This is a genomic window from Plastoroseomonas hellenica (genome assembly GCF_018129085.1).
GTDB classification, from domain to species: Bacteria; Pseudomonadota; Alphaproteobacteria; order Acetobacterales; family Acetobacteraceae; genus Plastoroseomonas; species Plastoroseomonas hellenica.
In genome coordinates this window covers 158,037-173,492 of sequence record NZ_JAAGBB010000005.1, presented here as the reverse complement: position 1 = coordinate 173,492, position 15,456 = coordinate 158,037, and the positions used below count along the sequence as shown (strand labels likewise).

Genomic DNA, 15,456 nt, shown 5'->3' with positions numbered 1-15,456 from the left:
CTGCTTTGGATGGGAAGCAGACAACCGGCATGCCGACGAGAGTGTCCACTTCGCGCCCGCTGCGGCCATGCGGCGGAGCTCAGATGAAAATCGAAAGCGGCCGTTGCGGTCTAAGGTGACTACTCAGTCCAGAGCGAATTGCCCGACCGAGGCCTTGCCATGGACGCGACCCTGCAGTTGCGCAGTCATCACCTTTTCGAACGCAGCCACCACCTTCGCTGGCGTGTCTGACAAGCGGTGCTCGAACAGAAGCGCGTCGTGCATGGGCAATACGATGGTCACGTCCTCAAGGTCACCGACCTCCAGCAGGGCCTTCTTGAAGATCAGCGAGGCGGTACCCTGAACCACCTGACTGACCGCTGAGCGCTGCTCCTTGGCGGACAGCTGGCCATTTCCGTTCCTGTTGTAATGATTGCCTTGCACCGTTGCGACGCGACCCTCGCGCTGGAATGCCGTCCAGACTGTCCTCTTCCACTCTTCATATTTAGAGAAGAGCCTGAAGGCGGTCTTCGCCCGCTCGCGATCGGCCCCTAGTGATACTGCCGCGTCGATCAAGGCCTTCCGGCTCATCCCATAAGCATATGAGAGGAATAGTTGTTTTGCGGCCTTCCGATTTCCCGCGAGCCCGAGGTGGGTCGTCGCGAACAGGTCGTACATATCTCCCGCACCATATAGGGTTGCCAGCTCCGGATCTTCGGAGAGGGCTGCCATGATGCCGACTTCATATTGGTCAAAATCGACATAACAGAGCTTGGCACCCTCGCGCGCCGCCACGATCGTCCGGTACTTCTTTGGCATGTTTTGCAGCGAGGGAGTGCGCAGATGCACGCGTGACGTTCGCGATCCGAAGACGTCGATGATTGGCCGCGTGCTACCGCTCGACAAGACGAGCGACGACAGCACCCGCTTCGCCGCATCGAATTCACGGAGGGCGAGCGTATCATTGCCAAAGTCGTTCTCGTGTGGCAGAAACTCAAGTATATATTCGGTTGATACACCCGCTGAGATCGAACCCAGATTTATAAAGTCTGCCTTCAATCTCTGCCAAAGTAGGCGTCTCTAGTGGCATGTCGTGCGTAGCAGAGTACCTTTTCAAAGAAAAGAAGTAGTCATATTCCGCCTCTCTTCGCTTCTCCGATAGGTCCGCGGAGTTGATGGTGATCCCTCTCGACATGGCCTTCTGGAGAAGCCGATAGACAGGCACTTCTACCGCGAAGAAGCGCTCGAACTCTCCGTCAGCAGACGCCTTTGCGCACAGGGACAAGTACATTCCGGCCATGATTCTCGCGGCTGAGCACGCCACGTCAGCATCAAACTCCACCCCTCTGTTGAACATCCTCTTGTAGGTGGAACAGATCTCCGGGCTTGCTCCGTATCGCCCCAGCTCGCTCGTGATATCCACCTTTTCCCGAGAGAGCCGGTCTTCGGGATTTCCGCTAACAGCCATTCGAAATTCGTCGAGATCGATGATGGCTCTCGGCAAGTCTTGCGTCTTATCGAAGAGGACGTCGCGGATGATCCAGAAGTCGTGACATACGACCGCGCCGGGGAACTCCACAACCTGCTCGGCGCTCGTCTCGTTCAGCTGACCATCTTCCAGCCAATAGAAGCGATCCGCACCGCGCCCGGTAAAGTCCTTCACGAACAGCATCAACTTCCATACGGAATCAATCATATTCGCTGACCTCATCCACGAGGTTCAGCAGATCGGGTCGTTCACGGACAGCGAATGGTAAGCCATCCTCGTTTTTGTGGCGCGCTGCGCGCGCGCCCGTCCCCCTCAATCGCGACGACACCAAGCCGTGCAGCGGCTGCAGATCTCCCGGCGGGAGCACGGACGCGGAGATCAGGAGGTAGCGTGCATTCTGGTACGGCAGCGACGCCTCGAAGCCTTGGACCGATCGCTCAATCAGGGCCGTTTCTTCTACGCAGCGAAGCCAGATGAAGATGGCAGCGGCTTCTCCCGATCTCATATCCTCCTGAAGCTTGCGACCAGCCAACAAGACGAGAGCGTCGGACCGATATTTCCGTACGGCGAGGAGCAGCCAGATATTGTAATTCTGCCAGTCGTGAATGGCGCCTTCCTCTGCCAGAACGAAGGCTTCCAATGCAGGCAGGCAGCGTCCATCCCTGTCCAGGATCGCGATGAGCCGACAATATTGATCCGTCGATACGGCGTGGTCAGATAATGTTCCCGAAAGCGTGTCCAGCAACGTTGTCGATAAGGCATCGCTCACGTCGAAGAGGCCTGATTCCACAATTTGCGCGACGCGGTTCACGGCGAAGCGGAATTGGCGCGATTGGGTCTCGCCCGACGCGATGCAGTTAGTCAGTATGTCAAAAATATAGGTGACCGACCTCGTCACAACCCGACGGCTCCGCGACTGCCACATGTGATTGATCGCGGTCGTCATACTGTCCTGAGATGGAAAATACATTGCGAGTGCATCCTTGGGCGTACCCGGCAGCAATATCTCGGTTTTACTGGCGTTAATGTTCAAGCCCACCGCCCGCAGCTCCCGGATGAGATCCTGGAGAGCACGCCGAGCGTGCAGCTCGGAGTCGGAGATAATCCGGATATCATCGACATATCGGTAATAGTCATGCCCCTTCTTAGCCATCTCCCGGTCCAGGCGAGACAGCAGGATATTAGATAAGAAGGAAGACGCATCACGATTTTGCGGCAGTCCGTGGCTGCCACTGAATGTCCACTTCTCTAGTAGATTATCCAGTGTGCTGATCGCATTGCGTATCTGTAGCTTTTCCGGACCCGTTGCCTCTATGTCTGGTACCGAGCGTTCCAATTCAGTTATAACCTGAGTTCGTGATATATTCTCGAAGAAATTACTGATGTCTGTAACCAAAAGGTACTTATTTGATCTGACGAATGTCAGTGTCACGCCCTCAAATATAAACCACCTGCTTATCTTGGGTTTGAAAAGATACTTCGGGTTCTGGGGCTGAGGATCGTAGCGATAGCTGAGAACCCGATGGCTCAACAGCCTATCGTAATAGGGAATGAGAAAGCTACAGATAGCCTGATAAATGAAACGGTCAAAAAAGTCTGTTTCTAAGCCGTATCGCTCTCCATAGCCCTTCTTCGGGATGTTCCGGACGACGCTCCGTGTTCCGCAATAGACGCCATTCCACTCCTGGAGGAGCGATATTATAATCTTCTTCGCCTCGTTCGGGTCGCTGAAAAGATCCTCGTATTGCAGGCAGTCGAAATACCAATCGTCCCGCATGTCCTGCCGCAGATGCCGCAGCACCACATCGAACCGGATCGGGAATCCCAAAGCTTGCCCCTTCGCCCAGAAGGAGGAGCTTAGCGAATAGTCCTCGTCAGCTTTCGATTGATCACCCGTTGTCACGCCAGTAGCGCCTCATTTCACCAGGTTCCACAGAAGGCCCGTCGACAGGCACAAGTTCTAGCATACCCTGTTTATAACGTGCGCTCGCGTTCTTCCGGAACTAGCCAAGGTAGAAGGCTCCCGATCCGACCGTTGAATGGATAGGAACGTTCGAAATTCTGATTGGCGGAGTGCGCGACCGAGAGCATCCAGCCCTTCTTTTCGCCGGACGCCACCTCGCGACAGGCTGCAATGAAGCTGTCCGCCGTGCCGTGTTGGAGCACGAATTCAACATCGTCGATCTGACAGAAAGTGATATCCCGCCGGTCCTCCAGACCGATATCCCACTCCCCGTCAGCGAGCTTATTGGCCGCTGCGAGGACCTGCTCGGCCTGATTTCGGGCCATGGTGAGCCAACTATCTGCCGTCACGATCACGCCCTGACAGTCTCCGGCGAGGCTGAGCGGCGCTGTCAGGCCGCGCCTCGCGTGGGCAAAGAAGCGCCAGAGCTGCAATACGCCCTTTGCCATTTCGTCGAACCCTCGCGCATCCTCCACCAACGGATCGTCCGCGAAGCGCGCCTCGAAGCTCATTCGTTTGGCTTTGCATTCGACCGCGCACAGCACGTGCCGCGTGTCCGAGATGAGCACATCGGGCGTGCGGAACCGCGCCTTCTTGGGCCCGTAGATTGCCTCGCCTGTCACCTTGTAGGGCGCCATCATTGCTTCGAGATACTCGCACACGTAGGTCTCGAACCGGCTGCCGATCCCGGCCCAGACGCCGCCGCCGCCGCGGACGACATCGAGATAGAGACCTGAGGTGTAGCGATAGGTGATGAGCTCGGGTATCGGCGCGCGCAGCCTCTGGCCTGCGCCACCGAATGCAAGGACGGGGTAATCTCGCAGGATGCTGGGACGGTACGCCGTGTGCCGGCCCGGCGCGCGTATCTGCGCGGTGCGCGCGCGTGCTTCAGCATGGCCGATGACGAACCGGGCAAAGGCGGCTTCGCACATCTCCGGAGAGATCGCGACGGAAGACAGGTCTCGCCGCCTGTCGATCAGCTCACACCGGCCCAGCGCGCCGGCCAGATAGGCACCGACCTTCACGAAGTCTGCGATCGCGATCCCGGTGCTTTCCTCGAAGAACTGTCCGGCGCTGCCCGATCCATACAGGAGCATCGAGCGATAGAGTTGAGGAGCATTGGCCGCGCCTCTCTGCCAAGGGAACTGTCGCTGCGCTATTCGGCCCATCTCGTAGAAGACGTCGTGGGATTGGAGGAAGATGCTATCCTCGGCATTTTCGAGCTTAACGAGTATACTGACCAGCACGCGTACCGTTTCGAACAGGTCGGCGCGCAGCAGCCGCGTGCGTCCAATACCCTGATTTCTGATCTTCGGAGTGGCGAGCAGCTCATTGACGAGCGTCTCCATCGTCCAGAGCGGGACGTGATAGCGGGAGCCGAGCTCCGCGCCGATCGCTTCCCTGGGCATGTCCAGCACGGCGGACAGCGGTGCCTCGTACCCCCCTTGTATGCCAACGATCGCCGAGATGAGGCCGATCATCGGCTCGTCCTGGCTCTGGGCCAAAAGCCGCTCGAGCTTACGGCGATAGATGTCGCGACCAAGCCTCGTCATCGCGACACTCCCCACCCGCTCAGCGCGGGCGGCGCGATCCTGCGCCTGATCATTGCCCCTTTCACCATCATCGAACGAACACGATCCAACGCAATGGGCCCGGCATGCGGCGCATCTTCGTCTGAGCAATGTCCTTTCTCTCGTCGGAGCTCGGCAACTGGTTGCCGCGCATGGCCACAGCGTCTTCATGCGCCCAAGGGCGTTCGAACGGCAAACCGATGGTCACGCTCGATCGTTACGCCGTAGCTTGCTATCTAGCGCAGATGTTGCGCAGCGCCTCCCATGACGCCGAGCATGCTGCGCCGGACATGCGATCAGGCCGAGTTCGACGAACGAGCCGGCTAGTCCCCCTCCGCCAGAATGGTTCGGTCGAGGCAATAGCGCTCGCGCTCTCGCGCATGCGGCGCAATCTTCTTGAGCAGAATGTGCATCTGATCTGCCCAGCTTATATTTCGAACGCTAAGGCGACTTTCGCGATGGGAAAATCGATGAGGGTCGGTTTCTTAGCTCCCGCAATGTTCCGAGCGGCAGCTATGCACCTCGGCCTAGCATTAGCTGGTAGGACCGCTCACGGCCATCCACGGACATCGATGCAGCCGCCTTCAGCTTGGAAGCGGCCTGGATCGAGGGCAGGCTCGGATGAGGCGCCCGGTCCGGGCCAAAACCGTCAGGAGGATCGCCCGTGTCGACCACCGCGCATTACGTCCACCCGGAGGCCATGGTCAGCGCGCAGTGGCTCGAGGAGCATCTGGCGGACCCGATGCTCCGCGTCTTCGACTGCACGACCTATCTGATCTACGAGACCGGCACCGGCAGGCCCTATCGTGTCGAGAGCGGGCGCCGCGACTACGAGGCGGCGCATATCCCAGGCTCGGGTTTTCTGGACCTGCAGGGTGAGCTCTCCGACCCATCGAGCCCGTTCAACTTCACCATGCCGCCGGCGGATGATCTCGCGGCGCGGCTCGCGGCGAAGGGCATCGGCGATGGGCACCGCGTCGTGCTCTACGCGCGCAAGAACATGCAGTGGGCCACGCGCGTCTGGTGGATGCTGCGCGCCATCGGCTTCGATGACGCGGCGGTGCTCGATGGCGGGTTCGACAAATGGCAGGCCGAAGGACGCGCGGTCGCGGCCGGCACCGAAGTCTATCCGCCCGCGACCCTCCTCGCCCGGCCGCGCCCGGGCCTGTTCGTCGGCAAGGCGGAGGTGCAGGCAGCGATCGGCGATGGCACCATCTGCACGATCAATGCGCTCGCACCGGACCTGCATAGTGGGAACAATCCGCGATATGGGCGGCCCGGCAGAATTCCCGGCAGCGTCAACGTCCCCGTGGCGTCGGTGGTCGATCCCCAGTCGATGCGCTTCCGGTCGCCGGAGGACGTCGCCGCGACCTTCGCCGCCGTCGGTGCCGACCGATCGAAGCGGATCATCCTGTATTGCGGGGGCGGCATCGCAGCGACGCTGGATGCCTTCCTCCTGCACCAACTCGGCTATGCCGACCTCGCGGTCTATGACGCCTCCATGAGCGAATGGGCGAAGGACGATGCGCTGCCCATGGAGCGTGGATAGCGAGCCTCCCCGCGGCGGCGCATAGAATCGATGGAGCGCCACCCGTCAGGAAGAAAACAAGGGGTTGGAGCATGATGCGTGAGCGGTTGCGAGCGCATCACGCTCCGGACGCGACGCGCCGGCAAGCCGATCGCGAAGCGTGGCGGCGGCGCGTCAGTGTCCATGATCTTGGGGACGGCTGCCGGGGGCAGGCTGCTATCCGGGGGCAGCACCGGATTGCGCGATGATCGGCCGGTATCGCTCGATCTCCGACGCGGTGAAGCGGGCAAGTTCTTCCGGTCCCCCGTACTCCACCCGCGTCGCGGAATCCGACAGCGCGCGCCGCACCTCCGGATCCTCCAGCGTCCGTCGCGCCGCGGCCGAGAGGGCCATCGTCATCTCGCCCGGCAGGCCGGCCGGTCCATAGAGGCCAAACCAGGAGGTGAAGATGATGGTCGGGTAGCCGCACTCGACCATCGTCGGCAGGTCCGGCAGCCAGGGGGAGCGCGTGACACCCGTGGTTGCCAGCGGGATGAGCGTGCCGGAAGCGATATGCGGCTTCAGCGAAAGATAGGGATAGAAGCTGAGCGAAATCGCGCCGGACAGCAGATCGGCGAAGAGCTGCGCGTTGTTGTAGGGCACGTGCACCATGTGGATGCCCGCGGCCGCCTTGAAGGTCTCGCCTGCCAGGTGGGCACTGGCGCCGGCGCCGGGCGAGCCGAAATTGAGCCTGTCCGGGTTGGCCCGCGCGTATTCAACCAGCTCTGCCACTGACCGTGCCGGAATCCGCGGATTGACGACCAGGACCGCATCCTGGCTCGCCAGTCGCGCGATCGGCGTAAAGTCCCGGATCGGATCGTAGCGGATATCCCGGTACAGGCTGACATTCACGGCCAGCGTCTGGTTATTGCCGAACAGCAGCGTGTAGCCGTCCGGCCGGCTGCGCGCGGCGAATTCCGTGCCGATCATGCCGCTCGCGCCGGGGCGGTTCTCCACCACCAGGCGCTGACCAAGGACGGTGCCCATGCGTTCGCCGAGTTGGCGGGCCAGCAGATCCGTCCCCGTGCCGGGCCCATAGGCGACGACGAGGATGATGGGGCGCGCAGGGTAGGTCTGTGCCCGGGCCTGCCGGAAGGACAAGCCGCCCAGCGCCTGGCTGGCGGCCAGATAGCCGAGCTGCCGACGTGTCGTTGACATTCTTCGCTCCTCCCTTCCCGATATCCGCCGGCTCTGTTGGTGCTTCACATCCCTCGAAGCTGCGTCGGCCCCGCGAAGCCACGCGTCAGGCGTGCGAGAACATGGCGCGCCCCGGCACCGGCATCCGCGCCCGCATCACCGATCCCGTCGACGCCTCCAGGATGAAGAGGTCGCGCCCGTCCGGGCCGCCATAGGCGATGTTCGTCACGGATCTCCCCGTACAGGAACGGATGCGCAGCAGCGGCTCGCCATCCGGCGAGAACAGCCAGACGGTGCCGCCCCGCGCATGGGCCACGGCGAGGTTGCCGGCCTCGTCCAACGCCAGGCCATCCGGTCCCAGGCCGCCGCTGAGCTGGAGGTAAAGGCCGATCTGCCGCGCCGCGGGATCGCCGCCAGCGGCAAAGCGCCAGACAGCATTGCCGCGGGTGATGCCGACCAGGAGGTCGCGGCCGTCATGGTCCAGCACCAGGCCATTCGGCGTCGGTGCGTTGTCGATCAGCCGCTCCGCCGAACCGCCATCCGGTGCGATGCGGTACACGCGCCCCGTCGCGTCGCCGAGATGGCTGCGCCCAGGATCTGTGAGGTAGAGCGCGCCATCCGGCCCGAAGAACAGGTCGTTCGGGCCACGGAAGCGCTCCGCATTCGGCCGCGTGAAGTAGGGGCGCACCTCCTTCCCGGCGGGGTCCATCACCATGACCCCGTTCTCCCGGTCCGCCAGGAAGATGCGGCCGTCGCGATGGATCTTCAGCCCATTGGGCTCGCCCGCATATTGCGCGACGAGCGTCCATCGCCCCGCCGGATCGATGCGGAAGATCCGGCCATGCGGGATGTCCGTGCACCAGAGGTGACCGTCGCGGTCGAAGGACGGACCTTCGAGAAAGGAGTGGACGGGTGCGGCCCCCGGCGGACGGTTGCGCGACCAGACGCTGGGCGGGCCACGCCAGTGCAGCTCCTGCGGCAGGGCGGTGAAGAGCTCGGCGGTGATCTCGCGCGGTTCGGCGTAGAGCGACATCAGCACCGCCCCGGGCATTGCGCGTCAGGCATGGAGATCGCTCCGCAGCGTGCGCAGCGCATTGGCCAGGATGTAGGTGGTGTTGAAGCAGATCATGCGCGCGCCCTGCGCATGCAGCTCCCGTGCCTGGGGCGCCGCGCGCGCGATGGTCGCGAAGGCCGGGCCGCCTGGGATGGCCTGAAGCTCCTGGCGGACCTTCGCGACGGCTTCGGTCACCTCCGGATGCGCCGCATTGCCGAGATGCCCCATCGATGCGGCGAGGTCGTTCGGGCCGACGAAGACGGCATCGATGCCGTCCACACGCGCGATCGCACCGACCTCGGACAAGGCCTCCCTGTCCTCGATCATGACGATCACCGCGGTGCGGGCGGCCTGCTCGCGCAGCACCGCGGCGGCATCACCGGTGCCGTGCCGCGCGGCACGGGACAGTGTGCTGATGCCGCGGCGGCCGAGCGGTGGGTAATAGGCATGCTGCGCGATGCGTGACGCCACCACCGCGCCGGTGACGTGCGGCACCAGGATCCCGTCCGCCCCGGCATCCAGCACATGCAGGATGTCGTCCGCATTGCCGCGGGGCACGCGGACCAGGGCCGCGATGCCGGACGCCGCGGCGGCGCGCAGCAGATGCTCCAGCGTCTCCAGCCCCGCGGCACCATGCTCCGTGTCGATGATGACGAAGTCGAAGCCGGAGTAACCCGCCAGCTCCACGGTCGCCGGCGAGGGTATGCCGATGAAGAAGCCGTGGAGCGGCGTATCGCCGCGCAGCCGTGCCTTGAAAGGCGTCCCGCCCGTCATCTGCCCGTTTCCTCCCATGCCTTCCATTGCCGCCGTTTCCAAACAGACCCTAAGGCGGCGGGCGGGTGCGCGTGTAGTTCCGGGAGCAGAGATGCCCGCCCTGGTAGCGTTCCTCCACCGGGTCCTTGCTGACGATGCCGGAAAGTGCCTCGGCGTGGACATCCGCGCTGTCCTGCGGCGCCCAGCCGATCCGGCTCCGCGCATCCTTGCGCCACCATGTCCGGCTGTTGGCCGAGGCGCCCCAGATGACGTCGCAGCCGACATCCGTGGCGCGCAGCCCAGCCGCCACCAGGCGCGCCAGATCGTCATAGGACAGCCAGCTCGACAGCATGCGGGCGGTGGAGGGCTTGGGAAAGGCGGAGCCGATGCGGACGGAGATGCTCTCCACGCCGTGCTTGTACCAATAGAGCCGGCCCATCAGCTCCCCATAGGCTTTCGACAGGCCGTAATAGGTGTCGGGCCGCAGCTCGCAATCGGCATCGAGGGCGGAGCTGCGCTCATGGAAGCCGATGGCGTGGTTGGAAGAGGCGAAGATCACCCGCGCATCGGCGAGCCGAGCTGCCTCGAAAATGTTGAACAGGCCGCCGATGTTCGGGCCGAGCACGTCCTCGAAGGCCCGTTCGGTGGAGACGCCGCCGAAATGCACGATGGCGTCGCAGCCGGCGGCGAGGTCGCGGATCGCGGCCCGGTCGCAGAGATCCGCTTCCCGGAAGCGCGCACCGGGTGGCAGCGCGTCTGGAAAGGGCCGGATATCCGTCAGCACCAGGCCCCAGCCCCATTCGGAGAGCCTGGCGGCGAGCATGCTGCCGAGCGCGCCGGAGGCGCCGGTCAGCAGCACCTGCTTCGCCTCTCCTGGCGCGGTGCCGGCGCTCACTCCGGCACCGGGCCGATCGTCTCGACACGATGCATGCGCCGGCGCAGCTCGCCATAGTCGAAGATGGCGAGGTGCTGCGTCGCCCGGTTGTCCCAGATCAACAGGTCGCCGACGCGCCAGCTGTGGCGGTAGATGAATTCCGGCCGGCGGATATGGGCCCAGAGCTCCTCGAGCAGCGCATCGCTCTCTTCGGGCGCGAGGCCCGCGATCCGCGCCGTGTGGCCTTCCGTCACGAAGAGAGTCCTGCGCCCCGTCACGGGATGCCGGGCGACGACGGGATGCTCGACATCGGGGAGTTCCGCCTTCTGCGCCTCGGTCAGTGGCGGCCGGCGGAGGTCGCCGAGCCGGCGCTTCTTCTCGATGTGATGCGCGAAGCTGTGCACCGCGCGGCGGCCGGTGACGCGCTCGCGGAGTGCGTCGGGCAGCGCGTCATAGGCTTCCGCGGTGCTGGCAAAGAGCGTGTCGCCCAGTGGCTTGCCGTCGCGCTGCGGCACCTCCAGCGCATAGAGCGCCGTGTACATATCGGGCCGCGCCATATGCGTGCCGTCGGCATGCCACATGGCGCCGGCGTCCATCAGGCCGATGTTGCGGCCGTTCTCGACGATGTTGGAGATCACCATCATGTCGGGATAGCCAGGCACGCAGAAGGCATTGGCGCGGCTATAGGAGGACGTCTTGACGGGTCCGAGCCGGCCCATGAAGCCGAGCTGTTCCTCCGGCGTCAGGTGCTGGTCGCGCACGACGACCACGCCGTAGCGGTGCAGGGATTCCAGCACGAGGGCGACGGCCTCGGGCGTCACGCCAGCAGCGAGGTCGAGGCCCGTGATCTCGGCCCCGAGCGCGGGCGCCAGGGCGCGGACCCGTGCGCCTCCCTCGGCGCTGGGCCGGGTCAGAATCGTGGCGCTGTGTGCGGACATGCGGATGCTCCTCCTCAACGCGGCTCGGTCGGGTCGCCGAGATTATATGGTAACGCTACCATCAAAATCGTCTCCGTGGCAACAGAAAAAGGCCTGAAATGCGAGACTTCTTGATATGGCATCGCTAACATTAGCTCTGGGGTCGGAGCGGTGCTCGGCTGTCCCCGGCCCGTGCCGCATGGTTCTATGCGGCCCTCTCGAACCGTCGCCGCAGGGAATGCCGCCGAAAGCCAGCACCACCCCCGATCCTGAAGCCAGGCCGCCTGGACGCACCGTCCGGATCACCGATGTCGCGGCCGCGGCGGGGGTTTCGGCGATCACCGTTTCCCGCGCGCTGAACACGCCGGACCGGCTGACCAAGGCGACCTTGCGGCGCGTTCTCTCCGCCGTGGACCGGCTCGGCTATGTGCCCAACCTGATGGCTGGCGCCCTCGCCTCGCGGCGGTCGCGCATGATCGTCGCCATCGTGCCCACCATCGCCACCCCGATGTACGCGGATGCGCTGCAGGCCTTCACCAACGCGATGTCGCAGGCGGGCTACCACGTCGTGCTCGGCCTGGGTGGCTTCGATCGTCGCGAGGAGGAGCAGCTGATCATCACGCTGCTCGGCCGCCAGCCCGATGGGTTGCTGCTGGTCGGCAGCGCGCAGTCCGCGGAGGCCAAGAAGAGGCTGGCCGAGGCGGGGATCCCGACCGTGGAGATATGGGGCGACGCCTCGCCCAGGGCCGATCTGCAGGTCGGCTTCAGCCATGCCGGTGTCGGCGAGGCCGTGGCCAACCATCTCTGCGATCGCGGCTATCGCAGCTTCGGCATCGTCTCCTCGGACGATATTCGCGCCATGGAGCGGCTGGACGGCTTCCGCCGCACGGTGGAACGCCGCGGCGGCAGGCTGGCGGTGCAGCGGCTGATGGCGCCGCCCAGCACCATCATGGAAGGGCGGCGATCCCTTGCGCCGCTGCTGCGCGCGCTTCCGGAGGGTGGCGCGGTGTTCTGCAGCTCGGATCTGCTGGCGGCCGGCCTGCTGATCGAAGCGGGCGCGAGCGGCGTCGCCATCCCGGCCGAGCTGGCGATATGCGGCTTCGGCGACCTCGAGATCGGGCAAGCCATGAAGCCGGCCTTGACGACGGTCAGCGTGGATGGCGCGGAGATGGGGCAGCTCGCCGCGCGCTGCATGACCGATCGCCTCGCGGGCAACCCGATCCCGCGCAGGATCATCGTGCCCGTGGAGATCATCCAGCGCGAGACGACGTAATTACCCGCATGAGGCCCCTCGACTAGCAACTGCACGACCGGCCGAAGCCCAGCCTGGGCGCCCCGATCGCAGACAGGCTCCAAACGGCCCGGAGCAGGCGGTCCATACAATCGATTGAGCGCCCCCTGTCACCCTGCCTCGCGAAGCGGCGGCTTGACCAGTGCAATCGATTGCAAGCCTACTGCCGCTGGTCGCCAGACCAAGGGAGGACAACCCGATGATCGAAGATCCGCAGCCAGGGCGCCGCCTCCTGCTGGCCGGCGCCGCCGGCGCCCTGGCGGCCGGGCTGCCGCAGGCGCCCCTGCATGCGCAGCCGCGCAGCGATCGCCCCCTGCTCTTCCGCGGCGCGACCCTGGTGACCATGGAGGATGCCGAAGGCGGCGTCCGCCGCGGCGACCTGCTGGTGCGGGAGGGGCGCATCGCCGCGATCGCCGACCGCATCGACGCCAACGAGGCCGAGGTCGTCGCGGCCGAGGGCGACATCCTCATCCCCGGGCTGATCAACAGCCATATCCATCTGGGACAGGCGATCATCCGCGGCCTCTCCGCGGATCACACGCTCGGGCAGTATTTCCAGACCGTGGTCGGGCGCTACAGCCCGAAGCTCACCGCCGAGGACCTGGCCGCCAGCGACCATCTCGGCGCGCTCGAGCAGATCGCGGCGGGCGTCACGACGATCTTCGACTGGAGCCGGGAGGTGCTGACGCCGGCCCATGCCGATGCCGCGGTGGATGCGATGCGCCGCGCCGGCATCCGCGCCTTCCTGGGCTATGCGATCCCCGGCGCGGCGCAGGGCGGCGAGGCGGTGAAGGCCGATATCCGGCGCCTGCTCGCCGGCCCGCTCGCGGCGCGGGACGGGCGCGTGCGGCTGGCGCTCGGGCTGCGCGGGCCGGATTCCTCCCCGCCGGAGGAGACGCCGGCCGATTTCACGCTCGCGCAGGAGCTCGGCCTGCTGCACCAGTTCCATGTCGGGACCTGGCTCTATCCCGGCCGGCGGCCGCGCGGCGTCGCGGCGCTCGCCGCGGGCCGGCTGCTGACCGCCCGCTCCATCCTCGTCCACGCCAACGAGCTCGACGAGGATGAATACCGGATGGTCGCGGATGCCGGCGCCGGGATCGTGGTGACGCCGGAGGTCGAGATGCTGATGGGGCATGGCCAGCCGGCGACCGGGCGCGTGCTGCGCGGCGGCGGCCGGCCCGGCCTCGGCGTCGATGTCGTCACCGGGACCGGCGGCGACATGTTCACGCAGATGCGCATGGCCCTCGCGGCGCAGCGGCTGGCCGACAACCTCCTGGCACGGCAGCGGCGGGAGCCGCTCGCGGCGGTGACCCTGACGACGCGGCAGGTGCTGGCCGCGGCCACGATCGACGCCGCGCGCCTGCTCGGCATCGAGGCGGAGGTCGGCTCGCTCAAGGTCGGCAAGCGCGCCGATCTCGTGCTGCTCAAGGGCGGCGGCCCCGCCACCACGCCGCTGCATGATCCCGTCGGCGCGGTGGTGATGCAGGCCCATCCCGGCATGGTCGACACCGTGCTGATCGATGGCGAGCCGATCAGGCGCGATGGCCGCTTCCTCGGCCGCGACATCGCCAAGGCGGCCAGCGACCTGCAGCGCCAGGCGGAGAGCCTGATGCGGCGCTGACGGCCATCGGGCCCGGGCGGACCCGCGAAGCGGATCGAATGGCTGCCTGGAGGCCCGCCTCCGTCATGGCCAGACAGGTACGCCGTCCAGCCCCGCGGTTTCCGGCAGGCCGCAGATCAGGTTCGCATTCTGCACCGCCTGGCCGGCCGCTCCCTTGCCGAGATTGTCGACCACGCCCATCGCGATCACCAGGTTGCGCTCGGGATCGGCCGCATAGCTGACGAAGGCGAGGTTCGAGCCGGTAGCCCATTTGGTCTGCGGCGGCTTGTCGGTCACGCGGACGAAGGCCCGCCCGGCGTAGAAGCGCCGGGCCGCGTCCAGGCACTGGTCCGTGGTGGCGCGGCCGCGGCAGTAGATGGTGGCGAGCACGCCGCGGGTCATCGGCACCAGGTGCGGCGTGAACACCAGCCCGGCCGCGCTGCCGCCGCTCAGCCGCTCGATCGTCTTGGCCATCTCGGGCATGTGGACGTGCTTGAGCAGACCGTAGGGCGCCAGGTTCTCGTTGCTCTCGGCGTAGCCGAACCTGCTGTCGGCGCCGCCCCGGCCGGCACCGGAGATGCCGGTCTTGGCGTCGATCACGATGTTCCCAGGCTCGATCAGCTTGTTGGCCAGCAACGGCGCCAGCGCGTTCAGCGCCGCCGCGGGAAAGCAGCCGGGGTTGGCGACACGGGTCTGGCCCGCGATCTGGGTCGGCCAGATGTCGGCCAGGCCATATGCCCAACCCTCGACGTAGCGGTGGTCGCCGCCGATATCGACGATCTTCACGTCCTTGGGGACGCGCGCCAGCGCCTCGGCCGAGGCGCCCGTGGGCAGCGACGCGAACAGCACGTCGAGCTTCGGCAGGGTCGCAGGGTCCCACTTCTCGATCACCAGGTCGGCCAGCTTGGCCGGCACACCGGGGAAGCGGTCCACCAAACGGCTGCCGGCGCTGCCCTCGCCTGCCGCATAGATCAGCTCGAAAGAAGGGTGGCTCGCGACCAGGCGCATCGCCTCGCCACCGCCAAAACCGCTGATCCCGACAATGCCGACGCGAATGCTCATGGTGGGTGTCCTTCTGGGGTTCGGGCAAAAGAAAACCCCCGGAGCCGAGGGCTGCGGGGGTTCAGGAACGCGGGCCGGGGCCGCTCCGGCGGGTGGGACCTACGGTGAGGCCGTCACCACGCACACGGACGCTGATCGACGCGCAGCCCGAAGAGCCGCCGCTTGGGTGCAGCGGCGTCGGCGTCGGTCACAAAGGTTC

The 15,456-nt window shown here is 65.5% G+C and carries 13 protein-coding genes; 3 read left to right on the top strand and 10 right to left on the bottom strand.

Annotation, left to right across the window (positions count from 1 at the left end):
* Nucleotides 1-123 precede the first annotated feature (123 nt).
* The 4 genes from GXW71_RS05970 to GXW71_RS05955 form a co-directional block, all read right to left on the bottom strand.
* Entirely contained in the window at nucleotides 124-1,038 is a 915-nt protein-coding gene (locus GXW71_RS05970) for a DNA polymerase (RefSeq protein WP_367617253.1), read from the bottom strand.
* Entirely contained in the window at nucleotides 974-1,675 is a 702-nt protein-coding gene (locus tag GXW71_RS05965; protein WP_211851493.1) for a hypothetical protein, read from the bottom strand. The genes GXW71_RS05970 and GXW71_RS05965 overlap by 65 nt, the downstream gene beginning before the upstream one ends.
* On the bottom strand, nucleotides 1,668-3,371 hold the full coding sequence (locus GXW71_RS05960; protein ID WP_211851492.1) for an RNA-directed DNA polymerase: 1,704 nt from the start codon (nucleotides 3,369-3,371) through the stop codon (nucleotides 1,668-1,670). The genes GXW71_RS05965 and GXW71_RS05960 overlap by 8 nt, the downstream gene beginning before the upstream one ends.
* A gap of 71 nt (nucleotides 3,372-3,442) precedes the next feature.
* Nucleotides 3,443-4,984: a hypothetical protein gene (locus GXW71_RS05955; RefSeq protein ID WP_211851491.1), complete on the bottom strand. Its 1,542-nt coding sequence runs from the start codon at nucleotides 4,982-4,984 to the stop codon at nucleotides 3,443-3,445.
* A gap of 682 nt (nucleotides 4,985-5,666) precedes the next feature.
* Here GXW71_RS05955 and GXW71_RS05950 point away from each other — a divergent pair.
* Nucleotides 5,667-6,551 carry a sulfurtransferase gene (locus GXW71_RS05950; protein ID WP_211851490.1) on the top strand — a complete coding sequence of 295 codons (885 nt, stop codon included), beginning with the start codon at nucleotides 5,667-5,669 and terminating at the stop codon, nucleotides 6,549-6,551.
* A gap of 195 nt (nucleotides 6,552-6,746) precedes the next feature.
* Here the strand turns inward: GXW71_RS05950 and GXW71_RS05945 are convergent, their stop codons facing one another.
* From GXW71_RS05945 to GXW71_RS05925, 5 genes are all read right to left on the bottom strand, one after another.
* On the bottom strand, nucleotides 6,747-7,727 hold the full coding sequence (locus tag GXW71_RS05945) for a Bug family tripartite tricarboxylate transporter substrate binding protein (protein ID WP_211851489.1): 981 nt from the start codon (nucleotides 7,725-7,727) through the stop codon (nucleotides 6,747-6,749).
* An 85-nt stretch (nucleotides 7,728-7,812) separates the two neighbouring features.
* Nucleotides 7,813-8,739 carry an SMP-30/gluconolactonase/LRE family protein gene (locus GXW71_RS05940; protein ID WP_211851488.1) on the bottom strand — a complete coding sequence of 309 codons (927 nt, stop codon included), beginning with the start codon at nucleotides 8,737-8,739 and terminating at the stop codon, nucleotides 7,813-7,815.
* Between the two features lie 24 nt (nucleotides 8,740-8,763).
* The gene (locus tag GXW71_RS05935) at nucleotides 8,764-9,534 is read right to left on the bottom strand and encodes an HpcH/HpaI aldolase family protein (protein WP_211851487.1); all 771 of its coding nucleotides are present in this window, start codon (nucleotides 9,532-9,534) and stop codon (nucleotides 8,764-8,766) included.
* Nucleotides 9,535-9,583: 49 nt separating this feature from the next.
* The gene (locus GXW71_RS05930) at nucleotides 9,584-10,408 is read right to left on the bottom strand and encodes an NAD-dependent epimerase/dehydratase family protein (RefSeq protein ID WP_367617252.1); all 825 of its coding nucleotides are present in this window, start codon (nucleotides 10,406-10,408) and stop codon (nucleotides 9,584-9,586) included.
* Nucleotides 10,405-11,325 (bottom strand): TauD/TfdA dioxygenase family protein, encoded by a 921-nt coding sequence (locus GXW71_RS05925; protein ID WP_211851486.1) that lies wholly within the window; start codon nucleotides 11,323-11,325, stop codon nucleotides 10,405-10,407. Before GXW71_RS05925 ends, GXW71_RS05930 begins: the two co-directional genes overlap by 4 nt.
* A 217-nt stretch (nucleotides 11,326-11,542) precedes the next feature.
* Between GXW71_RS05925 and GXW71_RS05920 the strand changes: the two genes are divergently transcribed.
* Nucleotides 11,543-12,577 (top strand): LacI family DNA-binding transcriptional regulator, encoded by a 1,035-nt coding sequence (locus GXW71_RS05920; RefSeq protein WP_211851485.1) that lies wholly within the window; start codon nucleotides 11,543-11,545, stop codon nucleotides 12,575-12,577.
* Nucleotides 12,578-12,794: 217 nt separating this feature from the next.
* A complete protein-coding gene (locus GXW71_RS05915) occupies nucleotides 12,795-14,216 on the top strand; it encodes an amidohydrolase family protein (protein ID WP_211851484.1) in 1,422 nt (473 codons plus the stop codon).
* A gap of 63 nt (nucleotides 14,217-14,279) precedes the next feature.
* On the opposite strand, the gene argC is transcribed toward GXW71_RS05915, so the two are convergent.
* On the bottom strand, nucleotides 14,280-15,257 hold the full coding sequence (gene argC / locus GXW71_RS05910) for an N-acetyl-gamma-glutamyl-phosphate reductase (protein ID WP_211851483.1): 978 nt from the start codon (nucleotides 15,255-15,257) through the stop codon (nucleotides 14,280-14,282).
* Nucleotides 15,258-15,456 lie beyond the last annotated feature (199 nt).

Bases quoted from the DNA above. Each gene is read 5' to 3' on its own strand.
- GXW71_RS05955 (WP_211851491.1), bottom strand. From the start codon at position 4,984: ATGACGAGGCTTGGTCGCGACATCTATCGCCGTAAGCTCGAGCGGCTT.
- GXW71_RS05920 (WP_211851485.1), top strand. From the start codon at position 11,543: ATGCCGCCGAAAGCCAGCACCACCCCCGATCCTGAAGCCAGGCCGCCT.
- GXW71_RS05925 (WP_211851486.1), bottom strand. From the start codon at position 11,325: ATGTCCGCACACAGCGCCACGATTCTGACCCGGCCCAGCGCCGAGGGA.
- GXW71_RS05940 (WP_211851488.1), bottom strand. From the start codon at position 8,739: ATGTCGCTCTACGCCGAACCGCGCGAGATCACCGCCGAGCTCTTCACC.
- GXW71_RS05965 (WP_211851493.1), bottom strand. From the start codon at position 1,675: ATGATTGATTCCGTATGGAAGTTGATGCTGTTCGTGAAGGACTTTACC.
- argC (WP_211851483.1), bottom strand. From the start codon at position 15,257: ATGAGCATTCGCGTCGGCATTGTCGGGATCAGCGGTTTTGGCGGTGGC.
- GXW71_RS05915 (WP_211851484.1), top strand. From the start codon at position 12,795: ATGATCGAAGATCCGCAGCCAGGGCGCCGCCTCCTGCTGGCCGGCGCC.
- GXW71_RS05945 (WP_211851489.1), bottom strand. From the start codon at position 7,727: ATGTCAACGACACGTCGGCAGCTCGGCTATCTGGCCGCCAGCCAGGCG.
- GXW71_RS05935 (WP_211851487.1), bottom strand. From the start codon at position 9,534: ATGACGGGCGGGACGCCTTTCAAGGCACGGCTGCGCGGCGATACGCCG.